Consider the following 17,595-nt stretch of genomic DNA (forward strand, 5'->3'; position numbering starts at 1 on the left):
TAAAATTAAACGGGATATAATTCCGTCAGGAGGAATTCAAAAAAATCCTGTGGAGAGGGTATTGAGGATGGTGTAAACGGTATAAATATTAAAAAAGCAAAAAAGCCTTACTGCTCAGTAAGGCTTTCTGCGGAATGGACGGGACATGAACTATGTTCACTTAGCGCTCATAACCAATATTTTACCAACTATTACAAAAGCGACTCTCTTAAAACTCACTTTTATTTTAAAGCTGTTTGATTTCAAATGATATATACAAAAGTAAGAAATGAGGAGGTTATTACAAAGGAAATGCAATCTTAAAATCCTTGAATTTAACCTTATTTGTCGATTACCATATAGATAATGTGCCGTTATCATTTATGGTACAATGAAATGTAGAGTTAGAAACAGTTAGGTAACACTAATCAGTTTAATTTCCGCTATAAATCAATGCTTTGTGGTTTTCGTTCAATTAGAGGTACCTAATGGATCACCTTTAAATAATCGAATCGCCTGTGCGTATTTAACAAAGATATAATTATTTAAAAATATAAATATCTGCAAACCTAAGTAAAGGAATTGACAAATGCGCTGGTCTCAAACCCCTCTTGGAAGCCGTGGCGGTTCGCCTCCGGTTCTGGGTGGATATTCCGGCATGCTTGACCATGCTGTTCCGTTTTTATTAGAGCAACTGGTTGTGTTAATGAATTTCAATTTTAGCTATCTAACTCAAGTATATAGCATGGTCAAAGTGTAACGGAACATTGTGAATTCATTTTCGAATGCATTGGTCAATGGCTTCGGAATATCCACATTGATCGAAATACACGAGGGGGCATGGATATTTTTCAGTATTAGTAACCAGTGACAACCATTTAGTGTTTTTTCGCTTTCCTTCAAAATGTTTGTGTTCAGGGAATTTACGAAAGGCTATCGTAAATCTACGATATGTCATAAGCATCTCGGAGAGGATTTTTATTTTACCTTCTAATAGTTAAGTATTTATCAAATGGAATGATACTTGAAAAGTGTAAGTACCTTAAATTTTCAATCACCATCTTTTACCCCACATTAAGTCACTGAAGCAAAAAATGAAGGAACTTCAGCAATTCAGGCCCATGTATTATCGGGTATGCTTTACCATTATTATACTGCTGCATGCTTTTCATGGTTATGGTCAAATTGATCTCAAGAATTCGCTGAACGACCTTAAAGCGCAATTCAATACAGCTACCGACGATAAAACCAGGATCAGGCTGGCCGTTGCTGCCGGGAGTTTTTTTCTTACCAATAAGGAAAAATACCAGATGATGGCAGACTCGGCCGTTAAGTATGCAGCTATAGCAGAATCTATCAATAGCAACATCAACGATAAGGCATCAGCCGATCTGATAGCCATATTGCAAACCAAGATCCTTTTACGCAAGGAAAAATTCGCCGATGTAAATGAGATGATCAGCAAGGCATCGGGAGCGCTCTTTTGTCAGCTGCACGCTTTGGCCGGCAATTACTTCCTGGAAAAGCCGGGCGAATATAAAGAGGACCTGGATATCGCTGAAAATCATTTCCTGGCCGCGCAAAGATATGCCCGCAGTAAGGGCATGCCCTCGATAGAACTGATCAATATGGTTTATCGATATAACGTCATGGTAGAAAGGCGCTTAGACGAAGGTGTTTGTGATAGCTTCATGAAACAGGTGTTAAAACTGTGCAATTTGTACGGGTTGCCTCGCCTCGAGTTAAAGGCATTGCAGGCAAAGGCCATTCATGAGCTCTATCACCGTAATTTGGTGGGCAGTATGTATAAGGCCGAAAGCGTGGCCCGGGCTATTCGCGATGTGCCAATGGAAACGTTTTGCGAGAAAGAGATTGCTGATTATTATTTAAGGCAGGGCAACCTCGATTCCGCCGAAATCAAGCTAAACCATGTTTTAAAAGTTTATCAGTCTCTGGGATACAAAAACCTGCAATTCACTTACGATTTGCTGGTTGCAACAGCCATGGTAAGAGGTAATCTTGACAAGGCTATGAGGTATAGCCTTACCCTGATTAAGATTGCCGAGAGCACTGGTACGGATATAGCCCTTAATGCGTTTTATTCGCGGCTGGCCAAAATCTGCAAGGATTTGGGGTTGGACAGACAAAGTGCCATCTGGTATAAAAAATGGCGCGATGCCGCTGTTTTGAAAAAAGCGAATTTTCCTCAACAGGCTTATTACGAACTGGCTGATGAATTGCTCGCTGCCGGGAAACCCAGGCAGGTGCTAAATATGTTGGATAGTGCCCAAAGGTTATTTAAACATGATGAAGCTATAAGTTATTTCCTTCCCCAACTACGCGCCAACTGCTATGATGCACTGCATAAAACTGATAGTGCCGAGTTTTTTAATAAAATGATTATTAGTAAAATGGAGGGACGGGGACTGAAAGATTATATGTACTACTCGGCATATAAAAGAATGGCTGGCTTCTATATTTCTCACGGGCAGGTTAATAAAGCCGCTCCGTTTTTAAAGGTGGTTTTCGACGCCGGAGGCGCGGTTGTTCCGGCTGCTGAGATGGCTTTTCTTTACTTTTGCCAGTTCAAAGTAGATTCGGCGCGCGGCGATTATTTGTCGGCGTTGAAAAATTTCAAGCTATCCAAAAATATCAGCGATTCTATAAACGACGCTGTTAAACTGGAGCAGGCAAAGCGGTTGCAGGTGCAGTTTGCCACGGCCGAGCGGGACCGCGAAAACCTCGATTTACGCAACCGTAATGATTTGCAAACCAGCGAATTGGAAAAGGGTGGGTTGCATCGTAAACTAATCACCATAGCTTTGGGTGCCTTTATCCTGATAAGTGGGCTAATGATTTATTTTTACCTTGCAAAACTGAAGACCAACAGGCTTTTGCAAAAAAACCAGCACGAGATCAATACCCAAAACGAACAATTGAAAGCCAGCCAGGAAGAGATTACCGTGCAGAATGAGCAATTGAAATTACACCAGGAAGAGATAAATGCCCGTAACGAACAGTTAAAGACTAAACAGGAGGAGATCAGCGTCCAGAACTCGCAGCTCAATCAGTTGCTCCAGGAAAAAGAATGGCTCATCAAAGAAATCCACCACCGTGTTAAAAATAACCTCCAGATCATATCCAGTTTGTTGAACACACAGGCATCGTACCTGGATAGCGAACAGGCGGTGGCAGCCATAAGAGACAGCCAGAACCGCATGCAGGCAATCTCAATCGTTCATCAAAGGCTTTACCAATCGGAAGACCTGACAACCATCAGCATTCAAACCTATATTAAAGAACTCTCGGAATGCATTCTCGATTCCTTTCACTGCAGCCAAAGGATTAAGTTCAGAATTGACCTGGCTGATGCCCTGCTTGATACCGCCCGCACGGTACCGCTGGGGCTGATCCTGAATGAGGCGATTACCAATTGCGTTAAGTACGCTTTTGATAAAACGGAAACGGGCATTATCACGCTTTCCTCCTCATTTACCGATGATAATTTTTATGAACTTGTGATCAGGGATAACGGCAGGGGGCTGCCTGCCGATTTTGACATGTATGCCTGTAATTCATTAGGCGTAAATATGATTATTGGCCTTACCGATCAGCTTGGCGGCAGGCTGAGTTTCGCTACCGACAGGGGCACGGTGATCACTATTGCATTTTCCGTTTAATGAAAATTTGTTTCCTTATTATTTGTTCACCGCAGTTTGCAATAAGCCTGTACGTAAAATCACGAAATAGCGTAAATGAAAAAATGGCGAACTTTAATCAACTTATTGACATTGAACAAGTTAAATAAAGGCATGCTGATGGCAGTTCAATATAAGACTGGCGATGTCAATAAGTTTGTCATTCAATTAAAAAACAGAATAAATTAATTTTTTATCGTTTAATCAAATACCTACACAACATGAAAATTACAGCAAAAGACGGCACAGAGATTTACTACAAAGACTGGGGAACAGGACAACCGATTATGTTCCATCATGGCTGGCCGCTATCAAGCGATGACTGGGACGCGCAATTGATGTTCTTTTTACAAAAAGGATACCGCGTGATTGCCCATGACAGGCGCGGACACGGCAGGTCGAGCCAGGGTTCTGCAAATCATAATATGGAAACCTACGCGGCCGACGTTGCCGAACTTACCGAGTTCCTCGACCTGAAGGATGCCATTCACGTTGGCCATTCAACTGGTGGGGGGGAAGTGATTCACTATGTAAACAAATATGGCAAAGGCCGTGTGGCTAAAGCCGTGCTGGTGAGTGCTGTTACCCCGCTAATGGTGAAAACTGAGAATAATCCGGATGGCGTACCGATGGAGGTTTTTGATGAGATCCGCCTGAATACCGCGACCAACAGAGCTCAGTATTTTGAAGATTTTACCATGCCTTTTTACGGCTTTAACCGCGAAGGCGCTAAGATATCGCAAGGTATCCGCGATAACTGGTGGCGCCAGGGTATGATGGGCGGTATCAACGCGCATTATTATGGTATAGCTGCCTTTTCTGAGTTCGATTTTTCAGAAGACCTGAAAAATGTAGACATCCCGGTGTTGGTACTTCACGGTGAAGACGACCAGATTGTACCTTTCGAAATATCCGGAAAAAAGGCCGTTACCTTGTTAAAGAATGGTAAACTGATTTCATATCCCGGTTTCCCTCATGGCATGCCGGCAACTGAAGCCGCCACCATCAACGCTGATATTTTGAGCTTTATCCAGTCTTAAAATTGCATAGATTTTTTTTAAGTCCGGGGGAAGGCACTTGCCTTCCCCGGTTTTTTTGTTAATGGTCAGCCTTTAATGTAGATTCTTAGGGAATATTGCGTACACTTTTCATTCTTGATCTAATTTGAAGAACTAAAAAATTGATTACTTTTCAGGTTTAATTGCTTCCGCATCCCTTGGCGACTTACGAACTGCTTCCTGATCATGAATTGCTGTCACTTGTGAAAAATGATGACAGGCAGGCGTATACTGCTATTTACGATCGCTACAAAAGGCTTTTATTCGTGCATGCCTACAAACGCCTAACAGATACTGATACCGCCAAGGATGTTGTACAGGAAGTTTTTACACAGCTTTGGGCAAAGCGTACTTCCCTTGTTCTTGAAACAAGCCTGCGCGCATATCTTTATACCGCTGTTAGAAATCAAATTTTTAACCTGATTGCGAAAAAACAAGTTGAAGCTAAATACCTCGATTCCCTGCAAAACTTTTTAGATCAGTCCACTGATTTTGCCGATCACAAGGTAAGGTACATGCAATTAATGGCTTTGATCGAATCAGAAATTGAACAACTACCTTTAAAAATGCAGGAAGTGTTTCGGCTTAGCAGAAATGAGCAGCTAACACACAAAGAAATCGCCCAAAAGTTAAGCATATCTGAAAAAACAGTAAAAAAACAGGTTCAAAATGCTTTGCGAATATTAAAAGGAAAACTCGGACCGCTGTTTTTCATGCTTATGTTATGATAATTTTAACATTATTTTAAAAAACTGCTAAGTTATCTACTCCCAGTATGCCGTTAACTTGTCTCTATACATAAAAGAGACACATTGATGGCACGTAAATACGACGCTAAACAATTAATAAACAAACTGCGTACCGGGAAATTAAGTGATGATGAAAAATCAATACTTGAAAGCTGGTACATGGTATGGGGGGCCGACAAAGAAGTTGATCTTGGTGAGGAAACTCTTATCAAAAAACTTGAGCAAGTGGAGGCTGAGTTACCACAGCTGGTTCGCAAAAATAAAGAAGTCATCTATTGGCCGAGATACGTAGCAGCCGCAGCTACAATCATTTTAGCTATCGGGATATACTTATCCCTGTTTAATCAAACTAAAACAATAAATCAACAGGTTGCATTAAATACTACACCAATAAAACCCGGCAAAAATGGAGCGAGGCTCACCCTGTCTAACGGGCGCACAATAGTGCTTAACACAACTGATAATGGCACTCTGGCAACAGATGGCGGATCGACGATAAGCAAGGCGGATAACGGGCAGCTAAAGTACGTAGATGCTGATAAATCAGCCAATGCCAACATTTTTAACACTTTAATTACAAGCAACGGAGAACAGTACAGGCTCCTGCTGCCCGATGGTACGAAGGTGTGGTTAAATGCAGGGTCATCGCTTAAGTATCCCACTTCATTTTCAGGAGTGGCAAAACGTGCGGTGGAGTTAACGGGCGAAGGATATTTTGAGGTTGCTAAGGATGCCCATCATCCATTTATAGTTTCTTCGGCCGGGCAGGAGGTTGAGGTACTCGGCACTCATTTCGACATCAGTTCATATCCCGACGATGCTAAGGCCTTAACCACTTTACTTGAGGGCAGCGTCAGGATCAACAATAATTTACTCAAACCTGGTCAGCAGGCCGTAGTAACCGCGCACCAGCTTAAAATTTTTGACATCGACGCGCAAAGCGCCATAGCCTGGACCAAAGGCCGTTTTCATTTTAACGGCGAAAATATTACCGGGATTATGAGGTGCATAAGCAGGTGGTATAATATAGAGGTAACTTTCAAGGGCGACATGCGCGGCAAAGACTTCGCCGGCGGCTTTTCCCGGTATGATGATGTAAGCACCATACTCGATCTGCTGGCTTCCACCAATCACTTACATTATATTATCGAAGGAAGGAGGGTAACGATAATGAATTAATGCTCTTTGTACACCACAAAAAGCAAAAAACCAGTTAACGGCTGCTACCGCGAACTGGCCCCTGGTATAACCAGTAATGCTAAGTTTTATATGAACAACTCGAATTAATTGAACTATTGAACTTAAACGATTCAAATGTAATGAATTTTTTTACCCTTTTTTATGGGCCGAAGCCCGTCCGGAAAGTTCGCTTACTATCGTGGGCGAAGTTTTTGGCAGTTTTACTTTTTTTAATCAATATTCATTTCTCCGCGGCAGCGCAAACAAAGAAAATCACCCTTCATCTTAATCATGCGCCTTTTGAAAAATTGCTCAAAGTGTTAGAGAAAGAGAGCGGCTACGAATTTCTTTATAACATTCATGATCTGTCTAAGGCTTTGCCCGTTACCATCAATGTTACGGAGCTTCAATTTGATAAGGTGCTTGCCCGATGCTTTGCGGGCCAGCCGCTTGGTTACGAGCTAAAAGATAAAACCATCGTGATCAGGCTAAAGCCGGTAACTCCGCAACAGGCGAGCAGTTCGGTTCCCGATACGCTTAATATTCATGGTGTGGTTTATTCTGCCGAAGGCCAGCCCTTAGCGGGCGCCACTGTTAAGGTAGATATCACCCCCAGCTTTTCGCGTATTTCGTTAGCGGATAATTACGGCTATTATCAAATAGATAAGGTCCCCGCCGGCAGTATATTACAGGTGAGTTTTATAGGTTACCAAACGCAAAACATACCCCTTATGGGCAGGCGCAGCATAGATGTAACCATGAGCAGCGGCAACCAGGAAATGCACGAGGTATTTGTTGTATCTACGGGTTTTCAAAAACTAAACAAGGAACGGGCTACGGGATCATTCGCCAGGCCCGATATGAAAGTGTTTGGCCAGCGCGCCGCTACAAATGATATTGTTAGCCGCCTTGACGGGCAGATAGCCGGTTTGACTGTTGTTCCCGGCGTGCAGGGTAACGGCACTACAAAGCAGGCCGTGGTTAGAGGAAAAAGCACCGTTACCAACGGCTCGCAACCGCTTTATGTAGTAAACGGCGTTCCGGTGCCTGATATTACGGCTATAAACCCGGATGATATTGGCGATATCACCGTATTAAAAGACGCGTCGGCAGCTGCTATATGGGGCGCTCAGGCTTCTAATGGTGTTATTGTTATTACAACCAAATCGGGCCGGAATAATCAAAATATCAATATCAATTATTCTGGCTATGTCACTTTTACCGGCAAACCAAATTTTGGGTATGCCAATGTGATGAGCAGCCGGCAATATATACAAGCTGCCCGGGAAACATTTGATCCGGTAACTTATCCCTGGGGTAGCCTTTCAAACAGCTTTATAGCGCCGCACGAGCAGATATTATACAATCAGAACCGCGGCATTATCAGTGCTGCCAGGTCGGCTCAACAGCTTGACAGCCTCGCAGCGATAAACAACACCGCGCAGGTAAAAGACATTTGGTTCAGAAACGGTATACTCAGTAATCATACTGTTTCGGCAACCGGCGGCGGCGACGCTTATTCTTTTTACAGTTCCATATCATACACCGGGAATAAAAGCAATACCCCCGGCGAAAAAAATGACCAGTACAGATTGACTTTCAACCAAACCTTCCGCCCTAATAAACGTGTTACATTAAACCTTAATTCGGCATTTGCTTACGCGTATAACAGCAGCAAAAGGCCCATAACCATCGGGGCCGACTTTCTTCCCTACCAGCTATTCAGGGATGGGAATGGCAATAACATCCAGTTAAATTATCTGCAAGGCATCCCGGATGAAAGAAAAGCCGATTATGAGCAACGGAGCGGTATTAACTTAAACTATAGTCCGCTTGATGAACTGGGTAGCGGATATACCCGTAGCAAACTGCTTACAGTGGGCGCTACCGCCGACCTTACGATAAAAATCTTGAAGGGGCTTAGCTTTCAGGGTACTTACGGATATCAGCGGATTCCGGGCACTACCGAAACATACGACGATATATCCAAGTATGCGATGCGCAGGGAACTTCTTGATTTTACTGTGGCGCCGTTTGCAGGGTCGACACCTGTTTATTATCTTCCCAATACAGGCGGCAGATTTTCTACAGCAAGTTCAACCGCTGCCAACTGGACAGTGAGGAACCAGTTAACGTTTACCTCTGCATTAAGGGACGGCAAAGACCACCTCAATATCCAGGCTGGCCAGGATTTGCAGGAACAATCAACCCTGATAAACACAACTACAGTTAGAGGTTATGATGATGTATTAAAAACTTACACCCTGCTAAATTATCAAACGCTATCTCAGGGTGTCTTTGGCGCTGTAGGCTCATTTCGCAGCGTTTTTACCGAAAAGCCCTTTGATACTTTTGGTACCCTAAGGCGATTCCGCTCATACTTCGCCTTGCTCAACTACTCAATGAATGATAAATATCAGCTCGATGCCAGCATACGCAGAGACCATAGTAACCTTTTCGCCTCTAACCAGGCCTCGCAAAACAAACCTGCTTTTAGCGTTGGTGCCAGGTGGAATGCCGGCCGGGAAGCGTTTATACAAAAGGTTGGCTGGATAGATAATTTAAGTTTGCGTGCAACATACGGCATCACCGGAAACTCGCCTTACCTCAACGCGGCTTCGCTATACGATATAGTTAACGCCCAAACCAACTCTACGTTCGGCAATTCGCTTTATTTATCCTCGCCGGCAAACAGGAAGTTAACCTGGGAAACTACCCGTACTTTTAACCTCGGTATTGATATGGGCGTGCTGAACAACCGTATTTCGGGCAGTGTTGATGCCTATTATAAAAACACTACCGATTTGCTGGGAAGTATATCTGTAAACCCGCTTAACGGCTTTGTACGCACAAACGGCAATTTAGGTAATATTACCAATAAGGGTATTGAGATTAACTTGAATACCTTAAACCTGGAGGCTGGCGCGTTTAAGTGGCAAAGCCACCTGGTGTTCAGCTACAACCTTAATAAACTTGCTTCATACAGCGAGCCCACGCCCGATATGCTTACCAATACCTGGCAACTCGCGTCGCAGTGGGCCATAGGTTATGCTACGCCGGTGTTATTCGCTTATCGTTACGCCGGGCTCGACAACATAGGCGATCCTCAAATTAAACTGGCCAACGGAACCGTCACCAAAGATCCGTACGTTGCAACCGCTGCCGACCTTGTGTACAAGGGCTCTACTTTACCTAAATATAACGGCGGCTTCTCCAACACCTTTCAGTACAAACAACTGTCGTTAACGGCCAACATCATCTTTAACCTTGGTGCAGTAATGCGCCGTGATGTTAACCAGTTTTACGCGGGCCGGTTAAGCGGCACTGCCGGAAGCTTTAGTGAAAACATTAACCCGGAGTTTGAAAACCGTTGGAAAAAGCCTGGCGATGAGCTCAGTACAAATATCCCCGCCTATGTTGCCAGCCTTGGCGTTAACAACTTCAGACGGAACACCAGCTACTACACTTATGCCGATATCAATGTAGTGAGCGCCTCTTATGCCAAACTGCGGGACATTACGCTATCATACGCCCTGCCCGCCGGAGTAGCAGGCAAGCTGAAGCTTTCGGCAGTTAACCTTTACGTGCAAACAGGCAATTACATGGTTTGGAAGAATAATAAATATGGCATAGACCCGGAGTATCAGGCATTTAATATAGGTGTAAGAAGTTTGCCTGCGTACAAGCACACCTTTACGCTCGGGGCTAATGTTACATTTTAAATTTTTATTGAAGATGAAAGTACAACATTGTAAAATTTTTATGTATACCTGTCTTTTTTGCCTGCTGTTATCCTGTAAAAAAGACTTTTTAAACATTGTGCCGCAAGGCCGCCAGTTGGTAACAACAACCGCCGATTTTGATAAAGTGATGAACGACCAGGGCTTGTATGTTTATGACTTTGCCGGCGGATGGCAACAGCTGGTTTTAATGGGCGATGACGTAGCTGCCGAAGAAAGCCATTACAATTCGGGCGGCAATCCGGGCATATCGCAAAGAGCGTTTGAATGGAAAGCCGATGTTTTTACACCAACCGACTACGACTGGACCATGCAGTTGTATATGAGTAACCTGTATACCATCAACAAGGTTATTAACGAGGTTGAGGGATCAACAGGCGGATCGGCCGAACAAAAAGCGGTATTACTGGCCGAAGCACAGGCAACAAGGGCCTGGATTTATTTTCAATTCGTCAATTTTTTTGGAAAACCTTACAACGCGTCAACCGCAAGCGCAGACCCCGCGTTTCCTATCATCACTTCTGCCGATATAAATGCTACCGGTTTTACACGGGCCAGCGTAAAACAGGTGTATGATTTTATTACTGCCGACCTTAAAGCCGCTATTTCCAAACTACCGCTTAGCGGTAAAAGTAAAGTGCGCTTTAATAAGGCAGCGGCCGAAGCGCTAATGGGCAAAGTATATCTTTTTACCGGCGATAACTTAAACGCTGTTGCCATGCTTAACGCGGCAATAAAGGATAATGGTGCTTCATCCGCTCCGGCAGTATTATATAATTACAACCAAACCTTTGCACCCGACGGCGAATTTTATCCGGTAACGGATTATGGGCCAACAAACTCTCCATTTGCCGGCTATACCAACGTAACAGAATCGCTTTTAGCGAAGTCATTTTACAACGGGCCATATAATGGCAACGGCTTCATGAACGATTTCATCGTACTATCGCCGCAAGCACGTTCCTTGTTTGACCCGGCAGACCTCCGTTTGAATTTTTATGCGGCACAATTTCCCTACCAGGAAATAAACCCATCAGGCCGCCTCTCAAAAATAGGCGTACAACTAAGTCGCTTCGGGATTCAGCTTCCGGAGCTGTATTTACTTACCGGCGAAGCAAAGGCCCGCAACGGTGATTTGGCCGGAGCCGTAGCCGATGTGGAAATATTACGGAAAAACAGGATGCCCGTGGATCACGCGGCGATTCCTGCCGCAGTTGCATCCAACCAAAACCTCCTGATCAAATTCATCTTTGATGAACGTGTGCGTGAGTTTGCAGCTGAAGGTTACCGTTGGTTCGACATGAGGCGCATGTCTGTCGATCCATTATTTACCGGGCAAACATTTACCCATTTGCTGTACGCCGATGAAACAAATAACGCCAAAACCATAACGCTGGATGAAAAACGTATGACCTTAAAATTGCCTTACTACATCATGGTCAGCAATCCGCAAATAACAAACAATCCATAAGTCATGAAAAAATACATCATATTTAGTTTTTTATATCTGTTAGCGACGGTAGCCGTTGCACAACATCCATTTACAATTACCGGCCAGCTTGCAAAAGATAAACAAGGCATAATCCTTTTAGAATACGACAACGCCAAAGGGGATTACATACAGGATTCAACTAAAGTTGTAAACGGCGCGTTTACATTTAAAGGCACAATTACCGACCCTGCCTACGCCACGCTGAACCTCAACCCATATAAGGGGCCGCTAACTGCCGCCACGATGTCGAAAATTGATATGCAAAGATTTTATATTGATGGAGACGTCAATGTAAAAAGCTTGGGAGGCATGAAGGAAGCGATAATTACAGGTGGAAAAACGCAGGCTGAATTTACCCGCAGAAATAAGCCATTTGAACCATTGAACGAACAGCTTAAGCCGATTAACGAAAAACTTTCCAGGCTATCAAAAGACGACAGTACCAGGATGCCATTAATGAAAGAACTTGGCATGCTGATGAAAAAGGCCGACGAACTGGACAGCGTTTTTATAGCTCAGCATCCCGATAGCTATGTTGCCTTCGATATCTGGAGGAGGAAAAAGGCCCGTGCAATTACACCGGTCCTCAACTCATCGTTCAACCGCTTTAGCAAGAGTATCAAAGAATCTGAAGCAGGAAAAATATTAAGTTCAAAAATCGATGCGGTTACGCTGCTTACCAAAGGAAAGCCTGCGCCTGATTTTACTTTACCCGATAGTGAAGGGAAAATGGTGTCGCTATCATCATTTAAAGGCAAGGATGTTTTATTGGTATTCTGGTTCAGAAACTTTGTGCCGTTTGACAAGTTTGCCCTTTACATGAGACGGGCCGAAAAGCGGTTAAAAGAAAAAGGAGCGGTTATAATTGGCGTTAGCTATGACGATGAAGATACCTGGAAGCAGCAAATAGCCGAACAGTTTCCGGGATGGGTGCACCTTAATGATGTTGAAGGGTTTTCTGAAAACGGCCGCTCTGCAGGCGCCGTTACAAAAAGTTATGCCTTATTCAATAAAGGCACGCTCCCGGCAGCCTATCTTATTGGCAAAGACGGTAAGTTTTTGTCGGACAAGGTAGTGCTCAATGATAACGAATTAGGATTTACACTTGAAAAATTGATTGAAAATGAAGGCAAATAACATAATGGGGCTTTTAGTTGTTTTGCTGTTAACAATTACAGCATTAACAGCAAACGCGCAACGGGTTGAAGACTTTCCCGATATCGGCGACCCGATTACAACTTATCCACAGGTAGAATGGATAAAAGGCGGCCCCATAAATAAATTTGAGGATGGCAAAATTTATTTGGTCGAACTTTGGGCAACCTGGTGCGTACCCTGTATGGCCGCCATGCCTCACCTGAATGAGCTTAGTTTAAAATTTAAGGATAAGATTACATTCATTGCCCAGGACGTATTTGAAAGGGATGAGGCGAAGGCGGTGAACTATGTAAAAAATCACACCCACGAACTGAATTTTAATATCGCCCTAAGCGGCCCGCCCGGAAGTGATTTTGATAAAAAGTGGATAAAACCGGCAGCTGTATCGGCAATACCCCAAACCTACCTGATACGAAATGGTAAATTAATGTGGGTAACTACTCCCGACCAAATTAATGAACAGGTACTCCAGTTATTGATTGATGGCAAGTTTACCATGGATGCTGCCAAAAAGCTCAGTAAATCCGGATCGGGTAATTAACGGTCATACAAGAAAATTTACTTGCTTAATTATCGTATAATGTAATCCTGAATGTTAAGGATTATGTAGAAGTCCCGGCAGTGCAGCCGGGACTTTTTTGTAAAAGGCTAAATCAACAATCCGGCAAAGACCCACGCCGCGGCGGTTGCGGCTTGTTGATCCGCTTTAGTACCGCAATGGAAGCCCTATAGCTATCATAAAATAACGTCATTTCGTAAATTAAACACTATCTGTTTTTATCTAAAACTTTGTTTTTCAAGTATTTATCGTGTGGCTTCTTTTTTGGATAAATATTAAAAACAACGATATGAAAAACCATCCAATTACAGAAACCGCGGGAAATTTTAACCCGGACGACTTCCTGATTGTACCGGCCAGGACTTTTGAAGAGCTTAAAGTGGGAGAAATTTTCAGGGCACCGAGCCGCACGCTCACAGATGCCCATTCGGCAGCATTTCAAACCGTTTCATGCGATAATCATCCTGTGCACTATGACGATGTATGGGCCAAAAAGCATGGCCATAAGGCACCGGTTGTACATGGTTTGCAGGTTCTTGCTTTTACCGCACCGGGGGCTACCTTGTTCCCGCATGTAATCGGAGAAGCATTCATCGCTTTTACCGAACTATCGTGCAAATTTTTGAAAGAGGTTAATGCCGGCGATACACTTTATCCTGCGCTGGAAATCATTGCGCTTAACCCGCAGGGCGATAAAGGCATTGTAGAAACAGCAACCACCATTCATAACCAAAACGGCGAACTCGTGCTTTCCGGCACACACAAATATCTTTTAAAGGCAAATTCAAATATTTAACAATTTTATTATGGAAGCAATACAATCTGAAAAACAAACATTCGTACTGGTACACGGTGCATGGGCGGGGCCTTTTTCATGGCAAATGATTAAAAATGCACTGGAAAACTCTGGCAATGAGGTTATAGCGTTACAGTTGCCGGGGCATGGCACCGATAATACCCCTGCCGGTACTTTACACATGGATTCTTATATCAGCTACGTGAGCGAAGCTATTGAAAAAATTGGCAGGAGAGTGATTCTTGTAGGGCATAGCCTGGCGGGCATGATCATCTCCGGTGTTGCCGAAAAAATTCCCGAACTGGTTGAAAAACTGGTGTATGTTGCCGGGTATGTTCCGCAAAACGGTCAATCTGCCTACGTGATCTCGCTGGAAGACAAGCAATCATTGCTTGGCGCTTCCCTTTTGGTTTCCGACGATCAATCTGAATTTGATATTAAAAGAGACGACATTATCAACATCGTATGCCAGGACGGAACCCAGGACGTTAAGGAATTAATCCTCGCTAATTACAAAGCTGAGCCGGCTATACCTTTTTCAGACCCGATATCGCTTAGTGACGAAAATTTCGGGAGCGTTGAAAAGTATTATATTGAAACCCTGCAAGATCACGGCATCGGCAATGAGTTGCAGAAGCAAATGATAGCCCGGGCAAAAATTAAAAATACCTATCAGTTAAACAGCGGCCATACGCCCTTATTGTCCAGACCTGAAGAACTTAGCAAAATATTGCAGGAGATAGCACGAAAAAAATAATTTAGAAAGAACCGGATTGTTTGTTAGTTTCTAATGAACATTCCGGTTTTATTTTACCAATTATCAAGTAATTCAGGCAGCTTCAAACTCGCTGCCGCCGTGAATGCTCATGCCCGTATTTACCGGAAACGAAATATGGATGTTAAGCCCTTTATTACTCGTTAAAGTGAACGTTCCGCTAAGTTGTTCGCTTAAGCCCTTCATTAGGTTCATCCCCAGCGAATTTAAGCTGTCCTCATTAAAATTTTCGGGTAAACCTATCCCGTTATCTGCTATAATCAGCGTACAATTACTTTCAGCATCGCGTTGAAGTATGATGCTCACTGTACCGAACCGGTTGCTGGGAAACGCGTATTTAATAGCATTGGTTACCGCCTCATTCAGGATTAAACCAAGCGGAACGGCCTGCGCTACGTCAAGATTAACTTCATCGGTTTCAATCAGGAAACGAATGTTTTTGTCGATATCGAAACACTCGCGCATGTAGGATACCAGTTCATGCACATACCATTTCATATCGATAGTAGCCAGACTATCTGATTGATAAAGTTTTTGATGGATCAGCGACATGGCGTGCATCCTGTGCTGGCTGTTTCGTATGGCGTCCATCGCGTCCTGGTTGTTAATATAGGCCGACTGGGTGTTGAGCAAACTGATCACGATTTGCAGGTTGTTTTTAACACGGTGGTGAATTTCGCGAAGTAACCATTCTTTTTCGTTGAGCACTTTTTTTAAGATGTCGTACTGCCGGTTAATTTCCTCCTGTTTGGCCTGCAGTAAAGCATTGCTTTTCTGTTTTAAACGATAACGGTTATAACTCAGGGCGAGCAGCAACAGCAACATCATGACCGCGCCGGCAATAACCTGCTTTATGGTATTATCCTTTCGGATGGTTTCGGCCTGCAGGTTATTTTTTTGTGTAAGCAGTTTGATGTTCTTGTCTTTTTGATCGGTTTCAAACTGTATTTGCAGGCTGCTGATCTGGTTAGCTTTGTCGGCGTTAAAAACGGAATCTGATAGAGATTTGTATAATTTATAATGTGCGATGGCTGATTTAAGGTGGCCCGCGGTCGAGTCTGCCAGGTACCATTGCAATTGGTTTTCAGACCGGAACAGGTTATTCCCGGTAGATTTTTGAAGGGCATCCTGTTTCTGTAAAAAAGGATATATTTCTCCCAGATTTTTGGTAACAACCATGTACCGGATTATTGAACTGTACAGATAAACAAGGTTGGCATCATCATTCGGCAGCATTTCCTGAAAAGCACGTAGTTTATGATAATACGGGGCAGCATTGGCATACTGGCGCATACTCATATAAGTATTAAAATAAATGTAAGGTATGCGCAGCTTCATCTGCATCTCGGTCGGCGGATATTTTTTCTCAATCACCGCTAATACATCCAGGCCTTTCTTGTATTGTTTTAATCTTACCCATGATGTAGCCATGTTGGATAATATGGTTTGCATATATCCCGCATCATTATATTTTTGGGCGATGGCTTTTGCCTTTTCCCAGTAAAAAAGCGCCTCTTTATCCTGTTTTAAAAAATAGTAGGTTAATGCGATATGGTTGTATATTGAGCTTAGCTGCAAGCTGTTATCGCCAAGAGCTTCGGCGGTTTGCGCCGATAATAATTCATACTTTATCGATAAATGGTAATTACCCATTTGGGTGTACACATTGCCAATCAAGTTGTACACACCCTGTAACTCCCGAAAACCTATCTGTTTGTAAATTGCCAAAGCCTGTTGAAGCGCGGCAAGGGCCTCTGACGCACGGCCGCGTAAATGCAGGTAGTCGCCGGTATATTTCAGTGCCGTAGCTTCTTTTTCCCTGTCTCCGGCTTCATGATATAGCCGGGTTGCTTTTTCCTGTAGTTGCAGTTTTTGGGCAATGCCATCATTTTCATTATCATAAAATTGTGCCTCCGCTTCGTAGCATTGCGCTTGTTCAATTAACAGGTTATGTTTTTCTGCAAAAGCGAGGGCTGCGGCTACACTTACCTTCGCTTTTAGCTTATCGCCCGCTTCGTTTCGTATTTTACCGTCCAGTAACATCGCCCTTGCTTCGCCGGCTTTTAGGCTTTCCTCTCTGCTTAAATTTAGCGCCATGTTTTTCAATACCATCGCGCTATCCAGATCGGGTTTCAGTTCGCCGGGTTTATTAAGGTACTGCTCCGATAATCTTAAGTAGAGATCTATCCGGTTTTTTGCATCGCCTGCAACCGCTAAATTTTTACGCAGATCTGTAATGTTATCATGGCGTTGCGCATACCCGTATAACGTTGCAGATAAGAGCCCGAGTAAAATGATGATCCTTTTTTGAGTGCTACAGAAAATGAGTTTCATGTCGAAAGCAATTTTGAATGGCCTTTTTAGGGCAACATTTAAAAATAGTAAACTCCTCCCGGTATAAAGCCTGCAGGC

11 protein-coding genes are annotated in these 17,595 nt (G+C 43.5%); 10 read left to right on the forward strand and 1 reads right to left on the reverse strand.

What is annotated here, in order from left to right:
- The first annotated feature begins 1,073 nt into the window (after positions 1–1,073).
- The 10 genes from DUL71_RS27100 (at position 1,074) to DUL71_RS27145 (ending at position 15,165) form a co-directional block, all read left to right on the forward strand.
- Positions 1,074–3,659: a tetratricopeptide repeat-containing sensor histidine kinase gene (locus DUL71_RS27100; protein WP_114940968.1), complete on the forward strand. Its 2,586-nt coding sequence runs from the start codon at positions 1,074–1,076 to the stop codon at positions 3,657–3,659.
- A gap of 239 nt (positions 3,660–3,898) precedes the next feature.
- A complete protein-coding gene (locus DUL71_RS27105; protein WP_114940969.1) occupies positions 3,899–4,717 on the forward strand; it encodes an alpha/beta fold hydrolase in 819 nt (272 codons plus the stop codon).
- 221 nt (positions 4,718–4,938) lie between these two features.
- Complete coding sequence (locus DUL71_RS27110; RefSeq protein WP_244228845.1) at positions 4,939–5,463, forward strand: RNA polymerase sigma-70 factor; 525 nt, start codon at positions 4,939–4,941, stop codon at positions 5,461–5,463.
- An 87-nt stretch (positions 5,464–5,550) separates the two neighbouring features.
- Complete coding sequence (locus DUL71_RS27115; RefSeq protein WP_114940970.1) at positions 5,551–6,663, forward strand: FecR family protein; 1,113 nt, start codon at positions 5,551–5,553, stop codon at positions 6,661–6,663.
- Between the two features lie 317 nt (positions 6,664–6,980).
- On the forward strand, positions 6,981–10,385 hold the full coding sequence (locus DUL71_RS27120; RefSeq protein WP_161964519.1) for a SusC/RagA family TonB-linked outer membrane protein: 3,405 nt from the start codon (positions 6,981–6,983) through the stop codon (positions 10,383–10,385).
- 40 nt (positions 10,386–10,425) lie between these two features.
- Positions 10,426–11,874, forward strand: a complete 1,449-nt coding sequence (locus DUL71_RS27125; RefSeq protein WP_114940995.1) for a RagB/SusD family nutrient uptake outer membrane protein — start codon at positions 10,426–10,428, stop codon at positions 11,872–11,874.
- A 3-nt stretch (positions 11,875–11,877) separates the two neighbouring features.
- Entirely contained in the window at positions 11,878–13,032 is a 1,155-nt protein-coding gene (locus DUL71_RS27130) for a redoxin domain-containing protein (RefSeq protein ID WP_114940972.1), read from the forward strand.
- Entirely contained in the window at positions 13,019–13,594 is a 576-nt protein-coding gene (locus DUL71_RS27135) for a TlpA disulfide reductase family protein (protein ID WP_114940973.1), read from the forward strand. Before DUL71_RS27130 ends, DUL71_RS27135 begins: the two co-directional genes overlap by 14 nt.
- Before the next feature lie 307 nt (positions 13,595–13,901).
- Positions 13,902–14,408: a MaoC family dehydratase gene (locus DUL71_RS27140; RefSeq protein ID WP_114940996.1), complete on the forward strand. Its 507-nt coding sequence runs from the start codon at positions 13,902–13,904 to the stop codon at positions 14,406–14,408.
- A 10-nt stretch (positions 14,409–14,418) separates the two neighbouring features.
- Positions 14,419–15,165: an alpha/beta fold hydrolase gene (locus tag DUL71_RS27145; protein ID WP_114940974.1), complete on the forward strand. Its 747-nt coding sequence runs from the start codon at positions 14,419–14,421 to the stop codon at positions 15,163–15,165.
- 72 nt (positions 15,166–15,237) lie between these two features.
- Here the strand turns inward: DUL71_RS27145 and DUL71_RS27150 are convergent, their stop codons facing one another.
- Positions 15,238–17,517 carry a histidine kinase dimerization/phosphoacceptor domain -containing protein gene (locus DUL71_RS27150; RefSeq protein WP_114940975.1) on the reverse strand — a complete coding sequence of 760 codons (2,280 nt, stop codon included), beginning with the start codon at positions 17,515–17,517 and terminating at the stop codon, positions 15,238–15,240.
- Positions 17,518–17,595: the final 78 nt, after the last annotated feature.

The sequence above is a fragment of the Mucilaginibacter endophyticus genome (genome assembly GCF_003351025.1).
Taxonomy (GTDB): Bacteria; Bacteroidota; Bacteroidia; order Sphingobacteriales; family Sphingobacteriaceae; genus Mucilaginibacter; species Mucilaginibacter endophyticus.

What these genes read in the sequence shown, in the direction of transcription:
- DUL71_RS27130 (WP_114940972.1), top strand. Translation starts at nt 11,878, where the DNA reads ATGAAAAAATACATCATATTTAGTTTTTTATATCTGTTAGCGACGGTA.
- DUL71_RS27140 (WP_114940996.1), top strand. Translation starts at nt 13,902, where the DNA reads ATGAAAAACCATCCAATTACAGAAACCGCGGGAAATTTTAACCCGGAC.
- DUL71_RS27100 (WP_114940968.1), top strand. Translation starts at nt 1,074, where the DNA reads ATGAAGGAACTTCAGCAATTCAGGCCCATGTATTATCGGGTATGCTTT.
- DUL71_RS27150 (WP_114940975.1), bottom strand. Translation starts at nt 17,517, where the DNA reads ATGAAACTCATTTTCTGTAGCACTCAAAAAAGGATCATCATTTTACTC.
- DUL71_RS27115 (WP_114940970.1), top strand. Translation starts at nt 5,551, where the DNA reads ATGGCACGTAAATACGACGCTAAACAATTAATAAACAAACTGCGTACC.
- DUL71_RS27125 (WP_114940995.1), top strand. Translation starts at nt 10,426, where the DNA reads ATGTATACCTGTCTTTTTTGCCTGCTGTTATCCTGTAAAAAAGACTTT.
- DUL71_RS27145 (WP_114940974.1), top strand. Translation starts at nt 14,419, where the DNA reads ATGGAAGCAATACAATCTGAAAAACAAACATTCGTACTGGTACACGGT.
- DUL71_RS27135 (WP_114940973.1), top strand. Translation starts at nt 13,019, where the DNA reads ATGAAGGCAAATAACATAATGGGGCTTTTAGTTGTTTTGCTGTTAACA.
- DUL71_RS27105 (WP_114940969.1), top strand. Translation starts at nt 3,899, where the DNA reads ATGAAAATTACAGCAAAAGACGGCACAGAGATTTACTACAAAGACTGG.